This window comes from Streptomyces sp. NRRL F-5123 (assembly GCF_000721495.1).
GTDB lineage: Bacteria > Actinomycetota > Actinomycetes > Streptomycetales > Streptomycetaceae > Actinacidiphila.
Genome location: NZ_JOHY01000017.1, coordinates 72,230 through 86,838, shown reverse-complemented (window position 1 = coordinate 86,838; position 14,609 = coordinate 72,230). Strand labels below are relative to the sequence as shown.

At 73.9% G+C, this 14,609-nt stretch carries 15 protein-coding genes; 8 read left to right on the top strand and 7 right to left on the bottom strand.

The features are described 5' to 3' along the window. Positions 1-194: 194 nt before the first annotated feature. Positions 195-1,028 carry an IclR family transcriptional regulator gene (locus IH54_RS0117570; RefSeq protein ID WP_052397566.1) on the top strand — a complete coding sequence of 278 codons (834 nt, stop codon included), beginning with the start codon at positions 195-197 and terminating at the stop codon, positions 1,026-1,028. 67 nt (positions 1,029-1,095) lie between these two features. Here IH54_RS0117570 and IH54_RS0117565 read toward each other — a convergent pair whose 3' ends face one another. Genes IH54_RS0117565 through IH54_RS0117555 form a run of 3 tightly spaced genes read right to left on the bottom strand, consistent with a single transcriptional unit; the run spans position 1,096 to position 3,916 of the window. Continuing rightward, entirely contained in the window at positions 1,096-1,833 is a 738-nt protein-coding gene (locus IH54_RS0117565; protein ID WP_043181330.1) for an SDR family NAD(P)-dependent oxidoreductase, read from the bottom strand. Then, the gene (locus IH54_RS46935) at positions 1,830-2,747 is read right to left on the bottom strand and encodes a dihydrodipicolinate synthase family protein (RefSeq protein WP_031517785.1); all 918 of its coding nucleotides are present in this window, start codon (positions 2,745-2,747) and stop codon (positions 1,830-1,832) included. Before IH54_RS46935 ends, IH54_RS0117565 begins: the two co-directional genes overlap by 4 nt. A gap of 2 nt (positions 2,748-2,749) precedes the next feature. Further along, positions 2,750-3,916 (bottom strand): mandelate racemase/muconate lactonizing enzyme family protein, encoded by a 1,167-nt coding sequence (locus IH54_RS0117555; protein WP_031517784.1) that lies wholly within the window; start codon positions 3,914-3,916, stop codon positions 2,750-2,752. Between the two features lie 103 nt (positions 3,917-4,019). On the opposite strand from IH54_RS0117555, the gene IH54_RS0117550 reads away from it, so the two are divergent. From IH54_RS0117550 to IH54_RS0117525, 6 genes are all read left to right on the top strand, one after another. Next, on the top strand, positions 4,020-4,691 hold the full coding sequence (locus IH54_RS0117550; protein WP_052397565.1) for a bifunctional 4-hydroxy-2-oxoglutarate aldolase/2-dehydro-3-deoxy-phosphogluconate aldolase: 672 nt from the start codon (positions 4,020-4,022) through the stop codon (positions 4,689-4,691). Between the two features lie 13 nt (positions 4,692-4,704). Beyond that, positions 4,705-5,640, top strand: coding sequence for a sugar kinase (locus IH54_RS0117545; protein ID WP_031517781.1), 936 nt, complete (start codon positions 4,705-4,707; stop codon positions 5,638-5,640). 147 nt (positions 5,641-5,787) lie between these two features. Then, positions 5,788-6,207, top strand: a complete 420-nt coding sequence (locus IH54_RS0117540; protein WP_031517780.1) for a YciI family protein — start codon at positions 5,788-5,790, stop codon at positions 6,205-6,207. Then, positions 6,207-7,538 (top strand): RNA polymerase sigma factor, encoded by a 1,332-nt coding sequence (locus IH54_RS0117535; protein ID WP_031517777.1) that lies wholly within the window; start codon positions 6,207-6,209, stop codon positions 7,536-7,538. Before IH54_RS0117540 ends, IH54_RS0117535 begins: the two co-directional genes overlap by 1 nt. Before the next feature lie 669 nt (positions 7,539-8,207). Continuing rightward, positions 8,208-8,477: a hypothetical protein gene (locus tag IH54_RS41710; protein ID WP_159011908.1), complete on the top strand. Its 270-nt coding sequence runs from the start codon at positions 8,208-8,210 to the stop codon at positions 8,475-8,477. A gap of 19 nt (positions 8,478-8,496) precedes the next feature. Next, positions 8,497-9,249: a DUF4239 domain-containing protein gene (locus IH54_RS0117525; RefSeq protein WP_031517775.1), complete on the top strand. Its 753-nt coding sequence runs from the start codon at positions 8,497-8,499 to the stop codon at positions 9,247-9,249. Between the two features lie 105 nt (positions 9,250-9,354). On the opposite strand, the gene IH54_RS0117520 is transcribed toward IH54_RS0117525, so the two are convergent. Both IH54_RS0117520 and IH54_RS0117515 read right to left on the bottom strand, forming a co-directional pair. Continuing rightward, positions 9,355-10,773 carry a family 2B encapsulin nanocompartment shell protein gene (locus tag IH54_RS0117520; protein WP_031517773.1) on the bottom strand — a complete coding sequence of 473 codons (1,419 nt, stop codon included), beginning with the start codon at positions 10,771-10,773 and terminating at the stop codon, positions 9,355-9,357. A 228-nt stretch (positions 10,774-11,001) separates the two neighbouring features. Next, complete coding sequence (locus tag IH54_RS0117515) at positions 11,002-11,688, bottom strand: DedA family protein (protein WP_043181327.1); 687 nt, start codon at positions 11,686-11,688, stop codon at positions 11,002-11,004. Positions 11,689-12,294: 606 nt separating this feature from the next. Between IH54_RS0117515 and IH54_RS0117510 the strand changes: the two genes are divergently transcribed. Further along, entirely contained in the window at positions 12,295-12,876 is a 582-nt protein-coding gene (locus IH54_RS0117510) for a TMEM165/GDT1 family protein (protein WP_031517770.1), read from the top strand. A 4-nt stretch (positions 12,877-12,880) separates the two neighbouring features. Here the strand turns inward: IH54_RS0117510 and IH54_RS0117505 are convergent, their stop codons facing one another. Together IH54_RS0117505 and IH54_RS0117500 are read right to left on the bottom strand one after the other, a co-directional pair. Further along, a complete protein-coding gene (locus IH54_RS0117505) occupies positions 12,881-13,534 on the bottom strand; it encodes an HAD-IA family hydrolase (protein WP_031517769.1) in 654 nt (217 codons plus the stop codon). 124 nt (positions 13,535-13,658) lie between these two features. Continuing rightward, complete coding sequence (locus tag IH54_RS0117500; RefSeq protein ID WP_031517767.1) at positions 13,659-14,219, bottom strand: hypothetical protein; 561 nt, start codon at positions 14,217-14,219, stop codon at positions 13,659-13,661. Between the last annotated feature and the right edge of the window lie 390 nt (positions 14,220-14,609).

The following is a 14,609-nucleotide window of genomic DNA, read 5'->3' as shown; positions in this document are numbered from 1 at the left end:
TCCCGTGCCGGATTCTCCTTCACCGGGGCGCGAAAAAGGGCCTCCGCGACTCCCGGCGTGCCGTCGGCCGGTCGCGTGCGGGGGGCGGACCGACCCGGGGATGCGCTACCGTCTCACCAGGATGTGCAAGCACGTTGCACGTGGTGGATGGCGGATGACGCAGTGGCGGGTGGCCGCGGCGGAACAGGAGAATCATGGCAGCCGAATCCGGCGCCGGGACGCAGGCCGTCGAGCGGGCCATGTCGCTGCTCGCCTGCTTCACCGACGAGCACAGCGAGCTGCGGGTCACCGAGCTGTGCGCACAGACGGGACTGGGCCAGTCCACGGTCTCCCGGATGATGTCGACGCTGGACCGTCTCGGCTACGTCGTGCCGGACGCCAGGACCGGGCTGTACCGGCTGGGCCCGGCGGCCGTGACGCTGGGCTCGGTGGCGCTCAACAGCTCGTCCCTCTTCCGCGCGGCGCGGCCGATCGCGCAGAGCCTCGCCCACGCGACGGACCTCGGGGTGAATCTCGCCGAGTTCCGCGACGACCGGCTGTTCTACCTGTGCAACTTCGAGGGCGCCAGGTCGCCCAAGTCGTTCACCATGGCCGGGCGCACCGCGCCGCTGCACGCCACGGGCATGGGCAAGGCCGTCCTGGCCGAGCAGCCCGCCGCATACGTCCGGGCGTACTTCGACCGGGGCTTCGCGCACGCCTACACCCCGCACACGATCACCGAGCCCGCCGCCATGGAGGCGGTGCTCGCCGAGATCCGCAGCCGCGGCTACGCCACGGAGGTCGAGGAGCTGGCCTTCGGCCGGGCCTGCCTGGCCGCTCCGATCCGCACCCGGGGCGGCCAGGTGGTGGCCGCGCTCTCGCTGAGCGGCCCGTTGTCGGACCTGGACCTGGACCAGCCGGGCCGGCAGCGGGAGCTGGCGCTGACCGTGATCGAGGCGGCCGACGAGCTGTCGGTCGCCCTCGGCTTCACCGTCGCCTTCGCCGCCCAGCCCCGGGTGCCCCTGTCGTCGCAGGAGCAGCCGGGCTGAGACCGCCGGCCCCTACCCGTACCGCGGGCGTACCGGCGTACCCGCGCGGGAAGCGGCCGCGGCGCCGTCAGCGGCTTTCCGGCTCGTCGGCGCCGAAGAGCTTCTCGCGCAGGTCGGGGCGCAGGAAGGCGGCCGGGGAGGCGATGGAGAGCCCTCCGTCGACCGGGAGCACCACGCCGGTGACGAAGCCCGCCGACGCCAGGTACAGCACGGCCTGGGCGACGTCGGACGGCTCCCCGACCCGGCCGAGCGGATAGCCCTCGGTGACCTTCGGCAGGTCGTCGTTGCCGATCATGCCCGGCGCGACGGCGTTGACCCGGATGCCGCGCGGGCCGTAGTCGAGCGCCAGCTGCCGCACCAGGCCCTCGACACCTGCCTTGGCCGCGGCGTAGCCCGGGAGCCAGGGGGCGGCGAGCGTGGCGTTGACGGAGCTGACCGCGACGACGCTGCCGCCCCCCGGCATGACCGGCAGGGCGGCGCGCGCCGGGAAGTAGGCGGTGTGGAGGGTGTTGTCGATCGCCCGGTGCCATTCGTCGGGCGTCGCCAGGTGGGCGGGCGCCGGTGCCATGACGGCGGCGGCGAGCACCAGGACGTCGAGCCCGCCGAGCCGCTCCACGGTCCGGCCGACCGCCTCGTCGGCGCCCGCCGCCGTACTGACGTCGAGGCGGAGGTCCTCGGTCAGGCAGGCGGGGGCGGGCCCGCCGACCGAGACGCCCATGACGCGGTCCCCGGCCAGGGCGAAGGCCTCGGCGACGGCGTGGCCGATCGGCGAGGAGCTGCCGACCAGCAGGACGGCGCGGCTCACGCGAGGACCTCCGGCCGGCCGGTGAGCCGCAGCTCGTCCAGGATCTCGCCGAGGGCCTCGGCGGTCAGCGGGTCGAGCTCCTGGGCGGGCAGCCGTACGGCGCCGGACGCGATGACGCCGCGCCTGCGCAGCACCTCCTTGTGCACCGCCCACGCCTGGCCCGGGCGCATGCCGATCTGGATGAGCGGCAGCAGCCGGCCGAACCCCGCACGGGCCTCGGCCCTGCGCCCTTCCGCGAGGTCGTCCAGGACCCCCCGGAGCAGGTCGGCGAACTCGCACGCGGGCATGGTGCCGACGCTGCCGTTGTCGTACTCCTCGATCAGTGACAGCGCGTTCTGGCCGCCGAGAACGGCGAAGCCGTCCGGTACGGCCTCGGCCACCGCTGCCACCTTCAGCGGGGTCGGCGGCGCCTCCACCTTGACGGAGGTGATGCCGGGGACGCCCGCGAGCGTCGCGACGGCCGCCGCGTCGATCGGGACGCCGGTGACGCCGGGCGCGTCCTGGATCATGACGCCCGCCCCGCTCGCGGCCGCGACCTCGGCGAAGAAGTCGATCGTCTGCTGCCGGTCGGGCTTGGCGAGGAAGGGGGGAAGGACCATGAGGTGGTCGGCGCCGCCCGCGGCGGCCTGCCGGGCCTGCTCGACGGCGACCACGGTGCCGGTGCCGTTGACGCCGGCGACGACGGGGAAGCCGCTGCCGGCCACCTCCCGGACGACGCGCAGGATCACGGCCCGCTCCTCGGCGGTCAGCGCGAAGCCCTCGCTCGCCATGCCGAAGACGGCGAGCCCGTCGACACCGCACCGGAGCTGGAACTCCACCAGGGAGCGCAGCGAGGCGGTGTCGAGCCGCCCGGAGTCGGTGAACGGCGTGGCGAGGATGGGGATCAGCCCGGTGGGTGCGACGTCGCTGGGCACGGTCAGCTCTCCTTGGCGAGTGCGAGGACGGTTTCGCGGTCGATCTCGACACCGAGTCCCGGACCCTCGGGCAGCGTGAAGCCGGTGGGGCCCGCGGTCAGCGGCGTACGGAGGATCGCCTGGGCGAAGGGAACGGTGGTGGGCTGGAACTCGAAGAAGGGGCTGTCGCGGACCGCCGCGGAGACATGCAGGCCGGCGGCCAGGGACACGCCGAGGCCCACCGAGTGGTGGCAGGCCACGGGCACGTGGTGGGCGTCGGCGAGGGCCGCGATCGTGACGGCCTCGGTGATGCCGGTCCTGGCGACGTCCGGCTGGGCCAGGCCCAGGGCCCGGCGGGAGAGCCAGTCGCGGAATTCGTAGCGGTTGCGCAGGGCCTCGCCGACCGCCACCGGGGTGGTGATGCGCGAGGCCAGGTCGCGGTGGCCCTCGGTGTCCTCGGGCGCCATCGGCGCCTCGAAGAACAGCGCGCGCCTGCGGTCGAGTTCGCGCCCCAGCTCCAGGGCCTCGGCCAGGCTGTACGCCCAGTGCGCGTCCACGGCGATCCGCAGGCCGGGGGCGGCCGCGGCCACCGCGTCGTAGGTGGCGAGATCGGCCTCGACCCCCTTGCCGGCGGCGAGTTTCACCGCGCGGGCGCCCTTGGCCGCCCAGCCGGCGGCGAGCTCGGCCCGGCCCTCGTCGGTGGGTTCGGGCAGGCCGGAGACGTACGCCGGGATGCCGGTGCGGTAGGCCCCGCCCAGCAGCCGGGCCACGGGGAGTCCGGCCGCCTTGCCCGCGAGGTCCCACAGGGCGATGTCGAGTCCGGCGAGGGCGTCGGCCTGATGGCCCACCAGGTGGCCGCGCTCGCGCATGAGATCGCGCATGCCGTCCCACAGCGGCCGGACCGCGCGGGGGTCGCGGCCGATCAGCCACGGGCCCAGCATGCGGTCGACGATCGCGGCGACCACCTCGGGCCCGACCGGGGCCAGCGCCTCGCCCCATCCCTCGATCCCCTCGTCGGTCGTGACGCAGACCAGCAGGGTCTCCATGCGGGCGGAGTAGAGGCTGCGCCAGGGGGGCCGGACGAAGTAGCCGTCGTCGGCGCGCGGTGCGGTCCCGTCGTCCAGCTTCCCGAGATAGGCCGACTCGGTCGGCTGCTTGATGACGTGGGTCGTCACCTGTGTGATGCGCATGCACGCTCCTCGGGGTTGGCTATTCGCATGATGACTTGGTCATTGCGCATATTGAAACTAGCATCCACCATGTTGCTGTCCTCGACCCCACCACGGAGACGCTGTGAACTTGCTGGAGGAACTGACCCGGCGCGGGGTGTTCGCCATCGTCCGGGCCGACGGACCCGGCCGCGCCGTGGCCTGCGTCCGCACACTGGTCGACGCCGGAGTCACCGCGGTGGAGGTGTCGTTGACCACTCCGGGCGCCCTGGAGGCGGTGGCGCAGGCGCGCCGGGAGTGCCCGGCCACGGTCCTGATCGGGGCGGGAACCGTCCGCACGGCAGCCGACGCCGACGCCGCCGCGGCGGCCGGGGCCGGATTCGCCGTCACCCCGGCGGCGACCCGGGGAGCCCGCCGCAGCGTGGAGATCGGCCTCCCGCTGGTGTGCGGCGCGCTGACACCGACCGAGGTGGTCGGCGCGCTGGACCTCGGCGCGGCGGCGGTGAAGATATTCCCCGCCGGTGCACACGGGCCCGGCTACCTGCGCGAGCTGCTCGCGCCGCTGCCGGACGCGCCGCTGGTCGCCGTGGGCGGCGTCGGCGCGGACACGGCTGCCGCCTACCTGTCGGCCGGGGCACGCGCCGTCGGCGTCGGCTCCCCGCTGCTGGGCGACGCGGGTACGGGCGGGGCGCAGGCCGGACTCGCCGCACGGGCGGCCGCGTTGCTCGCCGCCGTCGCACCGGCGCCCGTACCGCCGCCGCCCGTACCGGCGCCCGGCGACCACCGGGCCGCGTGACGGGAGCAGCGCCATGACCGGTGTACTGACGATCGGCGAGGCGATGGCCTCGATACGCACCCCGGGCCCCTTGCGGCTCGGCGGTACGGCGCAGCTGTCCGTCGCGGGCTCGGAGAGCAACGTGGCCATCGGCCTGGCCCGGCTCGGCCACGAGGTGTGCTGGGCCGGGGTGGTGGGCGAGGACCAGCCCGGCGCCCTGATCCGCAGGACGCTGCGGGCCGAGGGCGTCGACACCCGCTTCGTCCGGTCCGCGGCGGGGGCGTTCACCGGCTTCGTGGCCTTCGACCAGCCCGCCCCCGACATCACCCGGGTCAGCTACCACCGGGCAGGCTCGGCCGGGTCCACCCTGACGGCGGCGGAGTGCGTCGCGGCGCTGACCGCCCTCTCCCCGGAGCTGCTGCACCTCACCGGTATCACCCCCGCTCTGTCGGCCACGGCACGCGAGGCCGTCCTGACCGCGGCGCGGACCGCGCACACGGCGGGAGTCCGCGTCACGCTCGACGTCAACCACCGCGAGCGCCTGTGGTCCAGGGCGGACGCCGCGGCGGCGCTGGGCGAACTGCTGCCCTGGGTGCACACCGTCTTCGCCTCGCAGGACGAGCTCGACCTCCTCGGCCCGGCGGAGCGCCCGGCCGCCGACCTGCTGGCGCGGGGCGTCGCGGAGGTCGTCGTCACCGCGGGAGCCGCCGGCGCCCACTGCCACACGTCCGGGGGGAGCCTCTTCCAACCCGCCCTTCCCGTCACGGTGGTGGACAGCATCGGCGCGGGTGACGCCTTCGTCGCCGGCTACCTGTCCGCGGTCCTCGACGCACTCCCGCACGCCGACCGCCTCGCCCGGGCGGCTGCGGCCGGCGCCTGCTGCGTCGGAGCCCACGGCGACTGGGAGGGCCTGCCGACCCGGGAGGACCTCCCGCTGCTCCGCCACGGCAGCGGCCTCGCACTGCGCTGAACCCCGCGCCGGGGCGTGCGGACGGCGGCCCGCCCGCACGCCGGAAAAAAATCTCCTCCGTGTCCGCGTCCTGTGTCGATCCGCGCGCTCGCCGTTCGACCTGGGATAGAGAGGGTCGACAGACGACCCCGGTCAAGGAGAGCGACGATGGCCAAATACATGCTGATCATGCGCGGCACCGACGAATCCGTTGCGAAGATGATGGAGACGCCCTTCGACGAGATGCTGGAGACGGTGGGGCGCTTCAACGAGGAGCTGATCCGGGCGGGCGTGCTCGTCGCCGCGGAGGGGCTGGACGACCCGGGGCAGGGAGTGGTGGTGGACTTCAGCGCGGAGACGCCGGTGGTCACCGACGGGCCGTACGGGGAGACCAAGGAGCTGTTCGGGGGCTTCTACCTGATCGACGTCGCCTCGAAGGAGGAGGCCGTGGAGTGGGCCAAGCGCCTCCCGGCGACGGCCGGTTCGAAGGTCGAGATCCGCCGGGTGCCGGGTATCGACGAATTTCCGCAGGACAACGAGTGGATCGTCAAGGAGCGGGCCTGGCGTGAGCGGACCGGCCAGCTCTGATGGCTGAGGTCGGTGGCGGCCCGCCGGGCGCCGAGGCGGCGCGGCGGGCCGCCTCGGCCGTGTGGCGGATCGAGTCCGCGCGGATCGTCGGCGCGCTCGCCCGCTGGACCGGGGACTTCGCGCTCGCCGAGGACGTCGCCCAGGAGGCGCTGGCCGAGGCGCTCGTCAGCTGGTCGCGCGGCGGGGTGCCGGACAGCCCGGTCGGCTGGCTGCTCGCGACCGCGCGGCGGCGGGCCGTCGACGCCTTCCGCCGCAGGTCGGCGCTCGACGAGCGGTACGCGCTGCTCGCGGGGCAGCTGGCCGAGGGCGAGTTCAGCGCGGGCGGGCACGCCAGGGCCGGGCAGCCGGACGATCTGCCGTGGGACCCCGACCGGGTGGACGACGACGTCCTCGCGCTGATGTTCACCGCCTGCCACCCGGTGCTCTCGCCCGAGGCCCGGGTGGCGCTCACGCTGCGCGTGGTGGGCGGCCTGTCCAGCCAGGAGGTCGCGCGGGCGTTCCTCGTGCCCACCGCGACCGTCCAGGCCCGGATCACCCGGGCGAAGAAGACGATCGCGGCCGCGCACGTGCCCTTCGAGCTGCCGCCGCCCGAGGAGCGCCGCGAGCGGCTCGGCGCCGTCCTGAGCGTGCTGTACGTGATCTTCACGGAGGGCTCGACGGCGACGGCCGGCGACGAGCTGATACGCCGGGACCTCGCGTACGAGGCGGTCCGGCTGGCCCGGACGCTGACCGCGCTGCTGCCCGCCGAGCCGGAGGCGCACGGGCTGCTCGCGCTGTTCGAGCTGACCGCCGCGCGCTTTCCGGCGCGCACCGGGCCCGACGGGGAGCCGGTGCTCCTGGAGGACCAGGACCGGCGCCGCTGGGACCGCTCGGCGATCCGCCGGGGCCTGGCTGCCCTCGGCCGGGCGACCGCCGCCGGGCGGGGCCTCGGGCCGTACGGCCTCCAGGCCGCCGTCGCCGGCTGCCACGCGACGGCGCCCTCGGTGCGGGAGACGGACTGGGAGCGGGTCGTCCTCCTCTACGAGGCGCTCGGCCGGGTGGCCCCCTCGCCCGTCGTCCAGCTCAACCGGGCCGTGGCCGTCGCCATGGCGAGCGGGCCGGAGCCCGCGCTGCGCATGGTGGACGAGCTGGCCGCCTCCGGCCGGCTGTCGGGCTCCCACCTGCTGCCCAGCGTGCGCGGCGAGCTGCTCGCCCGGCTCGGCCGCACCGCCGAGGCCCGGGAGGAGCTGGAATTCGCCGCACGGCTGTGCGGCAACGCCCGCGAGCGGTCCCTGCTGCTGCGCAAGGCGGCCGGGCTGGAAGGTGCCCCGCCGGGGGATTCGAGCAGGTGATCGTATGTTTAGCGGCCTTGTTACCCCTTACGGGGAATGCCGCCGATGTCCCTGTGCGGCGGCTTGCGCGGTGCTGACCATGAATGCGTGAGCACTCCCAGAGGGAGGCGCTTGCGGGCTTGGACGGTGGTCGCCGTGGTGACGGCGGCCACCGGGGCGTGGGGGGTCAGCGGTGCGGCGGAGGCCGCGCCGGGGCGCCCCCGCCCGCCCGGGTCCGTTCGCGCGCCCGATCTCGCCGACAGGTCGTCCTCGCCCGTACGCGCTCCCGCGCGCGACCCGGGCGCCGTCTCCGTGCGGATCCCCGCACACGTCTCCGTACGGGTCTCCGGCGGGCAGGTGAACGTCCGCGTGCAGGTGCCGGACCCCGTGGCCCCGGCCCCGCACCACACGCCGAAGCCCCGGCCGACGCACCAGGCGCACTCGCCGGGACCGCCGCATCCGCCGCATCTCCCGAAACCGCCGCGGCTGCCGCGGCCCGCCCACTGGTGCGGGCACTGGCACCGCGAGTGGAAGTGGCCCCCGCCGCTGCACTGCCACCGGCCGACACCACCGCCCCCTACGACACCGCCTCCTACGACACCCCCGCCCCCGCCGCCGACCACGTCGGCGCCGAAACCCACACCCACTCCCGTACCGAAACCGAAGCCGAAACCCACGCAGAAACCGGTGGTGAGAGCCATACCCGAGCCTCCGCCCGCCCCGAAGCCGAAGCCCGCGCCCAAGCCGCCGCCGAAGCCGGCACCGCCCGCGCCGAAGCCGGCGCCGAAGCCCGCGCCGCCCGCCGTGCACTGGCCCGACCGGCCGCCCGTGCCCGCCGCGGCGCCCGTGCAGCACCGCCGCAAGCTCACGACCGTGCTGCTTGTCACGACGGTGCCGGGGCTGCTGGCCGCAGCCGTGCTCAAGCCCGGATCGGGCGCGTATCGCAGGAACAACCGGTAGGACGCGAGGGGGAGTTCACATGACGCAATGGGTGGCCCTGCTGATCGCGATGGTCGCGGTCTGCGCGGTCGTGATCGTGGTCGTGGTGCTGCGGCAGCGCAGGATCGGTGAGGACGACGACCCGAACGAGACGCCGGACGTCATCGAGTACATGGTCATGATGATCGGCGTGATCTACGCGATCGTGCTGGGCCTGGCGATCGCCGGGGTGTGGGAGGGCCAGGGCGGGGCGCAGTCCACCGTCCAGGCCGAGGCCCAGGCGCTGCACGAGGTCAAGGAGCGGGTGCAGGTCTACCCGCCCGCGATCCGCGACAAGGTGCGGGCCGACGTGGACGCCTACGCGTCCTTCGCCGCCGAGAAGGAATGGCCGTACATGCGGCACCACGGCGATCTGGCGCCGCGCGGTACGCAGTTGCTGGACCGGGTGCGCACCGACATCACGCAGTACGACCCGAAGACCGACCTGGAGGCGCAGGCCTACCAGCCGCTCGTGGACGAGGTCGCGGCGGCGGACGCGGCACGCACCGCCCGCGGGCAGAGCGCGGGCTCGACGATGCCGCCGGTGGTGTGGTTCGGGCTCATCACCGGGGCCTTGGTGACGGTCGGGCTGATCTTCACGCTGCAGATCCGGCGGTCGGCGCGCGAGCTGCTGCTCGCCGGGCTCTTCAGCGCGCTCATCGCCTTCCTGCTCTTCCTGATCTGGGACCTGGACGCGCCCTTCGGCAGCGGGCTCGCCGTCTCGGCGGACGCGCTCCGGGAGATCCTCGGCTGACCGAGGGGGAGCACGAGAAGGGGGAGGCCCCGCCGCCCGGACCGGCGGCGGGGCCTCCCCCTTCGGGCTTCACGCCCGCGGTTCACACCTGGGCATGCCCAGCCTCTAACCCCAGTTCGACACGTTCACGTTCTCCAGCACGCCCAGCGCGTCCGGCACCAGGACCGCCGCCGAGAAGTACGTGCTGACGAGGTAGCTGATGACCGCCTTCTCGTCGATGCCCATGAAGCGGACGTTGAGCCCCGGTGAATACTCGTCGGGCAGGCCGGTCTGGTTGAGGCCGACGACGCCCTGGTTGTCCTCGCCCGTACGGACGGCGATGATCGAGCTCGTACGGGCCTCGGTGACCGGGATCTTGTTGCAGCTCAGAATGGGGATGCCGCGCCACGCGGGCACGGAGTGGCCGTGCAGCTCGACCGGGGTGGGGTAGATGCCGGCCCGCGTCCACTCGCGGGCGATGGCGGCGATCGTGCGCGGATGGGCGAAGAGGAAGCGCGTGCCGCGGCGGCGGCTGATCAGCTCGTCCAGGTCGTCGGGCAGCGGCGGGCCGGCGTGCGGCTGGATGCGCTGGTCGTACTCCGCGTTGTGGAGCAGGCCGAACTCCGGGTTGTTGATGAGCTCGTGCTCCTGGCGCTCGCGCAGCGCCTCGACCGTCAGCTTGAGCTGCTCCTCGGTCTGGTTCATCGGCTCGTTGTAGAGGTCGGCGACCCGGCTGTGCACCCGCAGCACGGTCTGCGCGACGCTCAGCTCGTACTCGCGCGGCTTCACCTCGTAGTCGACGAAGGTCGCCGGCAGCCTGGGCTCGCCGCGGTGGCCGGAGGCGAACGCGATGTCGGCCTCGCCCTTGCGGTTGGTGCGCTGCTGCGGGACCGCGCGGACGGCGTCCAGATGCGTGCGCAGCGGCTCGGCCTGGGCGATGAGCTGCTCCAGATCCTGCCGTGTCAGCGCGAGGACGGTTGTGGTGGTCACGGCGCGGGCGGTGAAATCCCAGGCCGCGTCGGCGGACAGCAGCGCCTGCTCGCCGAAGTACCCGCCGTCGGCGACGCTTCCGAGACGGTTCTCCTCGCCGTAGGAGCCCTCGCTGAGCTTGTCGACCTTGCCGTGGGCGATGAGATACACCGTGTCGGCGGGCTCGCCCGCCGCGGCCAGCACGTCGCCCGGCGCGAACTCGCGCTGGACGAAGCGCTCGGCGAGGGCCGTCAGCACCTCCTCGTCGGTGAAGGTCCGCAGGGCGGCGATCTCGCCCAGCTCCTGCGGAATGACCCGGACCTGCGACCCGGTCTTGACGAAGGTCACGCGCCCGTCCCCGACGGCGTAGCTCAGCCGCCGGTTCACGCGGTACGTGCCCGCGTTGACGTTCACCCAGGGCAGCGCGCGCAGCAGCCACCTGGACGAGATCCCCTGCATCTGGGGTGCGGACTTCGTGGTCGTGGCCAGATTCCGCGCGGCGGCCGTGTCAAGGCTCGTCCGCGCGTCATCCGGGGAGTTGCCGAGTGCGGTGTCCTGGCCCGCATCAACCGACATGGTGCCCGTCCTTCCCGTATGGGGGTGATACGGGAGCATTCTTTCGGTGACGGTGTGTGCTGACTATTGCCGTATCGAGTGAGAATACTTTGGCGGCGGGTGGGGCAGAGGCAGGGAAAACACCTGCACGGCTGCCCCTGGGAGGCAGCCGTGCGCGGGTGGTGCGAGGGGCGGCGGCGGGTGGTGAAAGGTGGAGAGGGGGCGTGAACGGCAGGCGCGCGGCAGGGACTACAGCGCTTCGACGACCGAGGCGCGGTCCGGGCCCGCGGCGCTCTGCGGCGGGATCGCCAGTGGTACGGCCGCGTAGCTCGCGGCGGCCAGCGCCGTACGCCGCTCGCGCCGGAAGACGTACGCGGCGAAGACGCCCGCGCCCAGCAGCGCGACGAAGGACATCAGGGTGCCGAGCCAGCTCGCGCCCAGCCACTCGCCGCCGATCCAGCCCAGGCCGACGCTGTAGGTGGCCCAGCAGACCCCGGCGAGGGCCGACCACGGCAGGAACTCGCGCGGCCGGCGGCGGGCCGTACCGGCGCCGAGGCTCACGACGCTGCGGCCCGCGGGCGCGAAGCGGGCGAGGACGACCAGGGCGCCGCCGCCGCTCGCCAGCACCTGGCCGAGCCGGTCGTGCGCGGCCGTCAGCCGGCGCGAGGAGGCCATCCGGCGGGCGAACCACTCCCCGCCGCGGAAGGCGAGCCGGTAGGCCAGCAGGTCGCCGAGGCAGGACGCGATGGCGGCGCAGGCCAGCAGCGCCACCACGTCGAGTATGTCGTCGCTGGAGCCGGACGATCCGGCGGTCGCCGCGCTGACCACCAGCACACCGCTGGGCAGCACGGGGACGAAGACGTCGAGCAGGACGGACAGCGCGACGAGCAGGTAGATCCACGGCCACTCGAAAAGAGAGCCCAGGCCTTGCAGCACCGCGCCTCCTCGTCCTTGCCGGTCCTACATGTTGCTTCCGGGTCCTGTCAGGTCCTGCAATGACGATTCGATCCTGACCATTCGCACAGGTCAGGGCCTTGTGAACGCTCAGTGCCGGTCTTGCGTCAACGCCGGCGGATCTTCATCCACCGTCAGCCGTACAGCGTACGCCAGCATGGCTCAGCGGTACCGGTCGGGGTGAGTGACGTACGAGACAATCACGACCTTGTCACGACAGGAATACCTCCTGAAGCAACGTTCCCGCCCGGCCCGAAGTGCCGCCGATACCGCATCGTTACGGCGTGTGCGGCCGCATCAACATGCCCGTGCCCGGGATATGCCCAGGTCCGGGGTCCCGTACACTGGTGGGCAGCAGAAGGGGAGTAGCTCTTCGCCGGACCGTCGACATACTGCCGGGTTCGCGCGGCGCCGAAAGGCGCGGCAACGGACCGGGCCGGCGCCCGGAGCGGTGAAGCGTCGCAGGTGATGCGACGTGGCACCGCCAGCGAGACCTTCGGCCGCAGTGTCCTGACGCTGCCGTGCCGAAGCGACCCCTCCCCGCGGTCTCTCGGCAGGGCATCCCCTACCGATCGAGGAATCCGACCCGTGCTCAGCCTCACCGTCGTCGCCGTCGTCTTCGGCGTGATCTTCCTGGCCGAACTCCCCGACAAGACCGCGCTCGCGAGTCTCATGCTCGGCACCCGCTACCGGGCGTCGTACGTCTTCGCGGGCGTCGCCGCGGCCTTCCTGGTCCATGTCGCGCTCGCCATCGCCGCGGGCAGCCTGCTCACGCTGCTCCCGCACCGCCTGCTCCAGGCGATCGTCGGCGTCCTCTTCCTGGGCGGCGCGGTGATGCTGCTGCGGTCCAAGCCGGAGGACGAGGAGAACGTCAAGGCGCCCGCCGACCAGAGCTTCTGGAAGGTCGCGGGCGCGGGCTTCACGCTGATCCTGGTGGCCGAGTTCGGCGACCTGACGCAGATCATGACCGCCAACCTCGCCGCCCGCTACGACAACCCGGTCTCCGTCGGCATCGGCGCGGTCCTGGGCCTGTGGGCGGTCGGCGCGCTCGGCATCTTCGGCGGGCAGATGCTCATGAAGAAGGTGCCGCTGTCGCTCATCACCAAGGTCGCCGCGACGGCGATGGCCGCGCTCGCGGTCTTCAGCCTCTACGAGGCGATCGCCGGCTGAGGCCTCAGGCCACGGTCACCGTGAGCAGGCCGTCCGGCCCCGCGGTGACCGTCACGTCCAGCAGCGTGGCGGCGAGGGCGTCCGGCCCGTACGCCGCCGCGCGCGGGCCGACGCCGACGACCGGCATCCCCCCGGCGCGGGCCGCCGCGACACCGACCTCGGCGTCCTCGAAGACCAGGCACTCGGCGGGCGCGAAGCCCAGCTCGGCCGCGCCCTTGAGGAAGCCCTCCGGGTCCGGCTTGCTCGCGCCCACCTGCTCCGCGGTCACCGTCACCGGCGGCAGCGGGAGCGCGGCCGCCGTCATCCGGGCCCGCGCCAGCCCGTCGCTCGCCGACGTCACCAGCGCGTGCGGGTGTCCCGCGAGCGAGGCGAGGAAGGCCGGGGCGCCCGGGACCGGGACGACACCGTCGAGGTCCGCGGTCTCCTCGGCGAGCATCACCGCGTTCTCCGCGTAGTTCTCCTCCATCGGGCGGTGCGGCAGCAGCTCGGCCATGGTGGCGTGGCCCTGCCGCCCGTGCACGACCGCGAGGACGGCGGCGGGCTCCAGCCCGTGCCGGTGCGCGAAGCGCGTCCAGCAGCGCTCCACCACCGCGCCGGAGTCGACCAGCGTGCCGTCCATGTCGAGGAGCAGGGCGCGGACGGTGAAGACGGACGGCATGGGACTCCCTCGGAGTGGGCACGCGTGTGCACTCAGTGGCTCCGCCCGCCGGTCAGGGGAAGCGGGCGGAACCACTTTGTTCCCACACGATACAAACGGACGGGCGGTACGACAAACGCGCTGCTCAGCGATCCGCTACGTACTGGAGCAGGCCCCAGGTGAAGTGCGCGACCAGGCGCTCGCCGGTCTCCGGCGCGGTCAGGGCGAGCCGGGCGCGGCTCGGGGCGTCCGGGGGCAGCGGCGCGGTCGGCGGGAACGCGCGCACGACGTCTTCGACGACGCAGGACCACGGCGCCAGATCCTCCGTGCCGCCCAGCGGCGGAGGCGCCGCGCCCGGCGCGCGGACCAGCCACTCGTTCCACACGGAGCGCCCGCCGGGCCCGCACAGCACCTCGAACCGCAGGTCCGGCCACAACGGAAGAGGCCACTGCACGGCCCTGCACGTCAGATCCCCGACCCGCCTTTCGAGCTCGCGCTCGGGTGGGCCCAGGGCCATCCGATACCGCTGGGCGCCCCCCGGATGCGTCCGCGACCGCAGGCGGGCCTGCCACGCGTTGTGCGCCGCGCGCAGCTCGGCGTGCGAGGCGCCCAGCTCTCGCAGGGCGTCGTCCACCAGCTCCGGATGGTGGTCCGCCATGCGGCGCAACAGCATGAGCTGGAACTCTCGTACTCCGTAGGGCGGCATCCGGTTGAGCGTAACCGCCCCCCGGGAGCCGGACCCCGTCCTCCCCGCACCCGGCGTGCGGCGCCTCCGGCGCCGGGAGGTTGCGGTGGGCGTGCGGCTGCCCCGCCGCGGTGGTGCCCGCGCCTGGCGGCGCGGGGGTGTTTCCCACCCCCACCACCCGTGCGGGTGGGACGTCGACTGACGGCCCCCTGCGGGGGTGCACCACCGTCGGGGGCTGACCCGCCGTCCCCGGGACATCACCCCCACCGGCGGGGCAGCCGCCGACGAGACGTCGGGAGGGGGACGATCCGGGGGTGCCCCCGCAGGAATGCGCTTCCAGTCCCTTCACGGCTACGGGTGAGGGTGAACGCGCATTCCGAGGAGGTACCCCCGGAGTGGCACCCGACCCAC

What these genes read in the sequence shown, in the direction of transcription:
- IH54_RS0117570 (WP_052397566.1), top strand. Translation starts at nt 195, where the DNA reads ATGGCAGCCGAATCCGGCGCCGGGACGCAGGCCGTCGAGCGGGCCATG.
- IH54_RS0117555 (WP_031517784.1), bottom strand. Translation starts at nt 3,916, where the DNA reads ATGCGCATCACACAGGTGACGACCCACGTCATCAAGCAGCCGACCGAG.
- IH54_RS0117545 (WP_031517781.1), top strand. Translation starts at nt 4,705, where the DNA reads ATGACCGGTGTACTGACGATCGGCGAGGCGATGGCCTCGATACGCACC.
- IH54_RS0117540 (WP_031517780.1), top strand. Translation starts at nt 5,788, where the DNA reads ATGGCCAAATACATGCTGATCATGCGCGGCACCGACGAATCCGTTGCG.
- IH54_RS0117535 (WP_031517777.1), top strand. Translation starts at nt 6,207, where the DNA reads ATGGCTGAGGTCGGTGGCGGCCCGCCGGGCGCCGAGGCGGCGCGGCGG.
- IH54_RS0117525 (WP_031517775.1), top strand. Translation starts at nt 8,497, where the DNA reads ATGACGCAATGGGTGGCCCTGCTGATCGCGATGGTCGCGGTCTGCGCG.
- IH54_RS0117520 (WP_031517773.1), bottom strand. Translation starts at nt 10,773, where the DNA reads ATGTCGGTTGATGCGGGCCAGGACACCGCACTCGGCAACTCCCCGGAT.
- IH54_RS0117505 (WP_031517769.1), bottom strand. Translation starts at nt 13,534, where the DNA reads ATGCCGTCCGTCTTCACCGTCCGCGCCCTGCTCCTCGACATGGACGGC.
- IH54_RS0117500 (WP_031517767.1), bottom strand. Translation starts at nt 14,219, where the DNA reads ATGCCGCCCTACGGAGTACGAGAGTTCCAGCTCATGCTGTTGCGCCGC.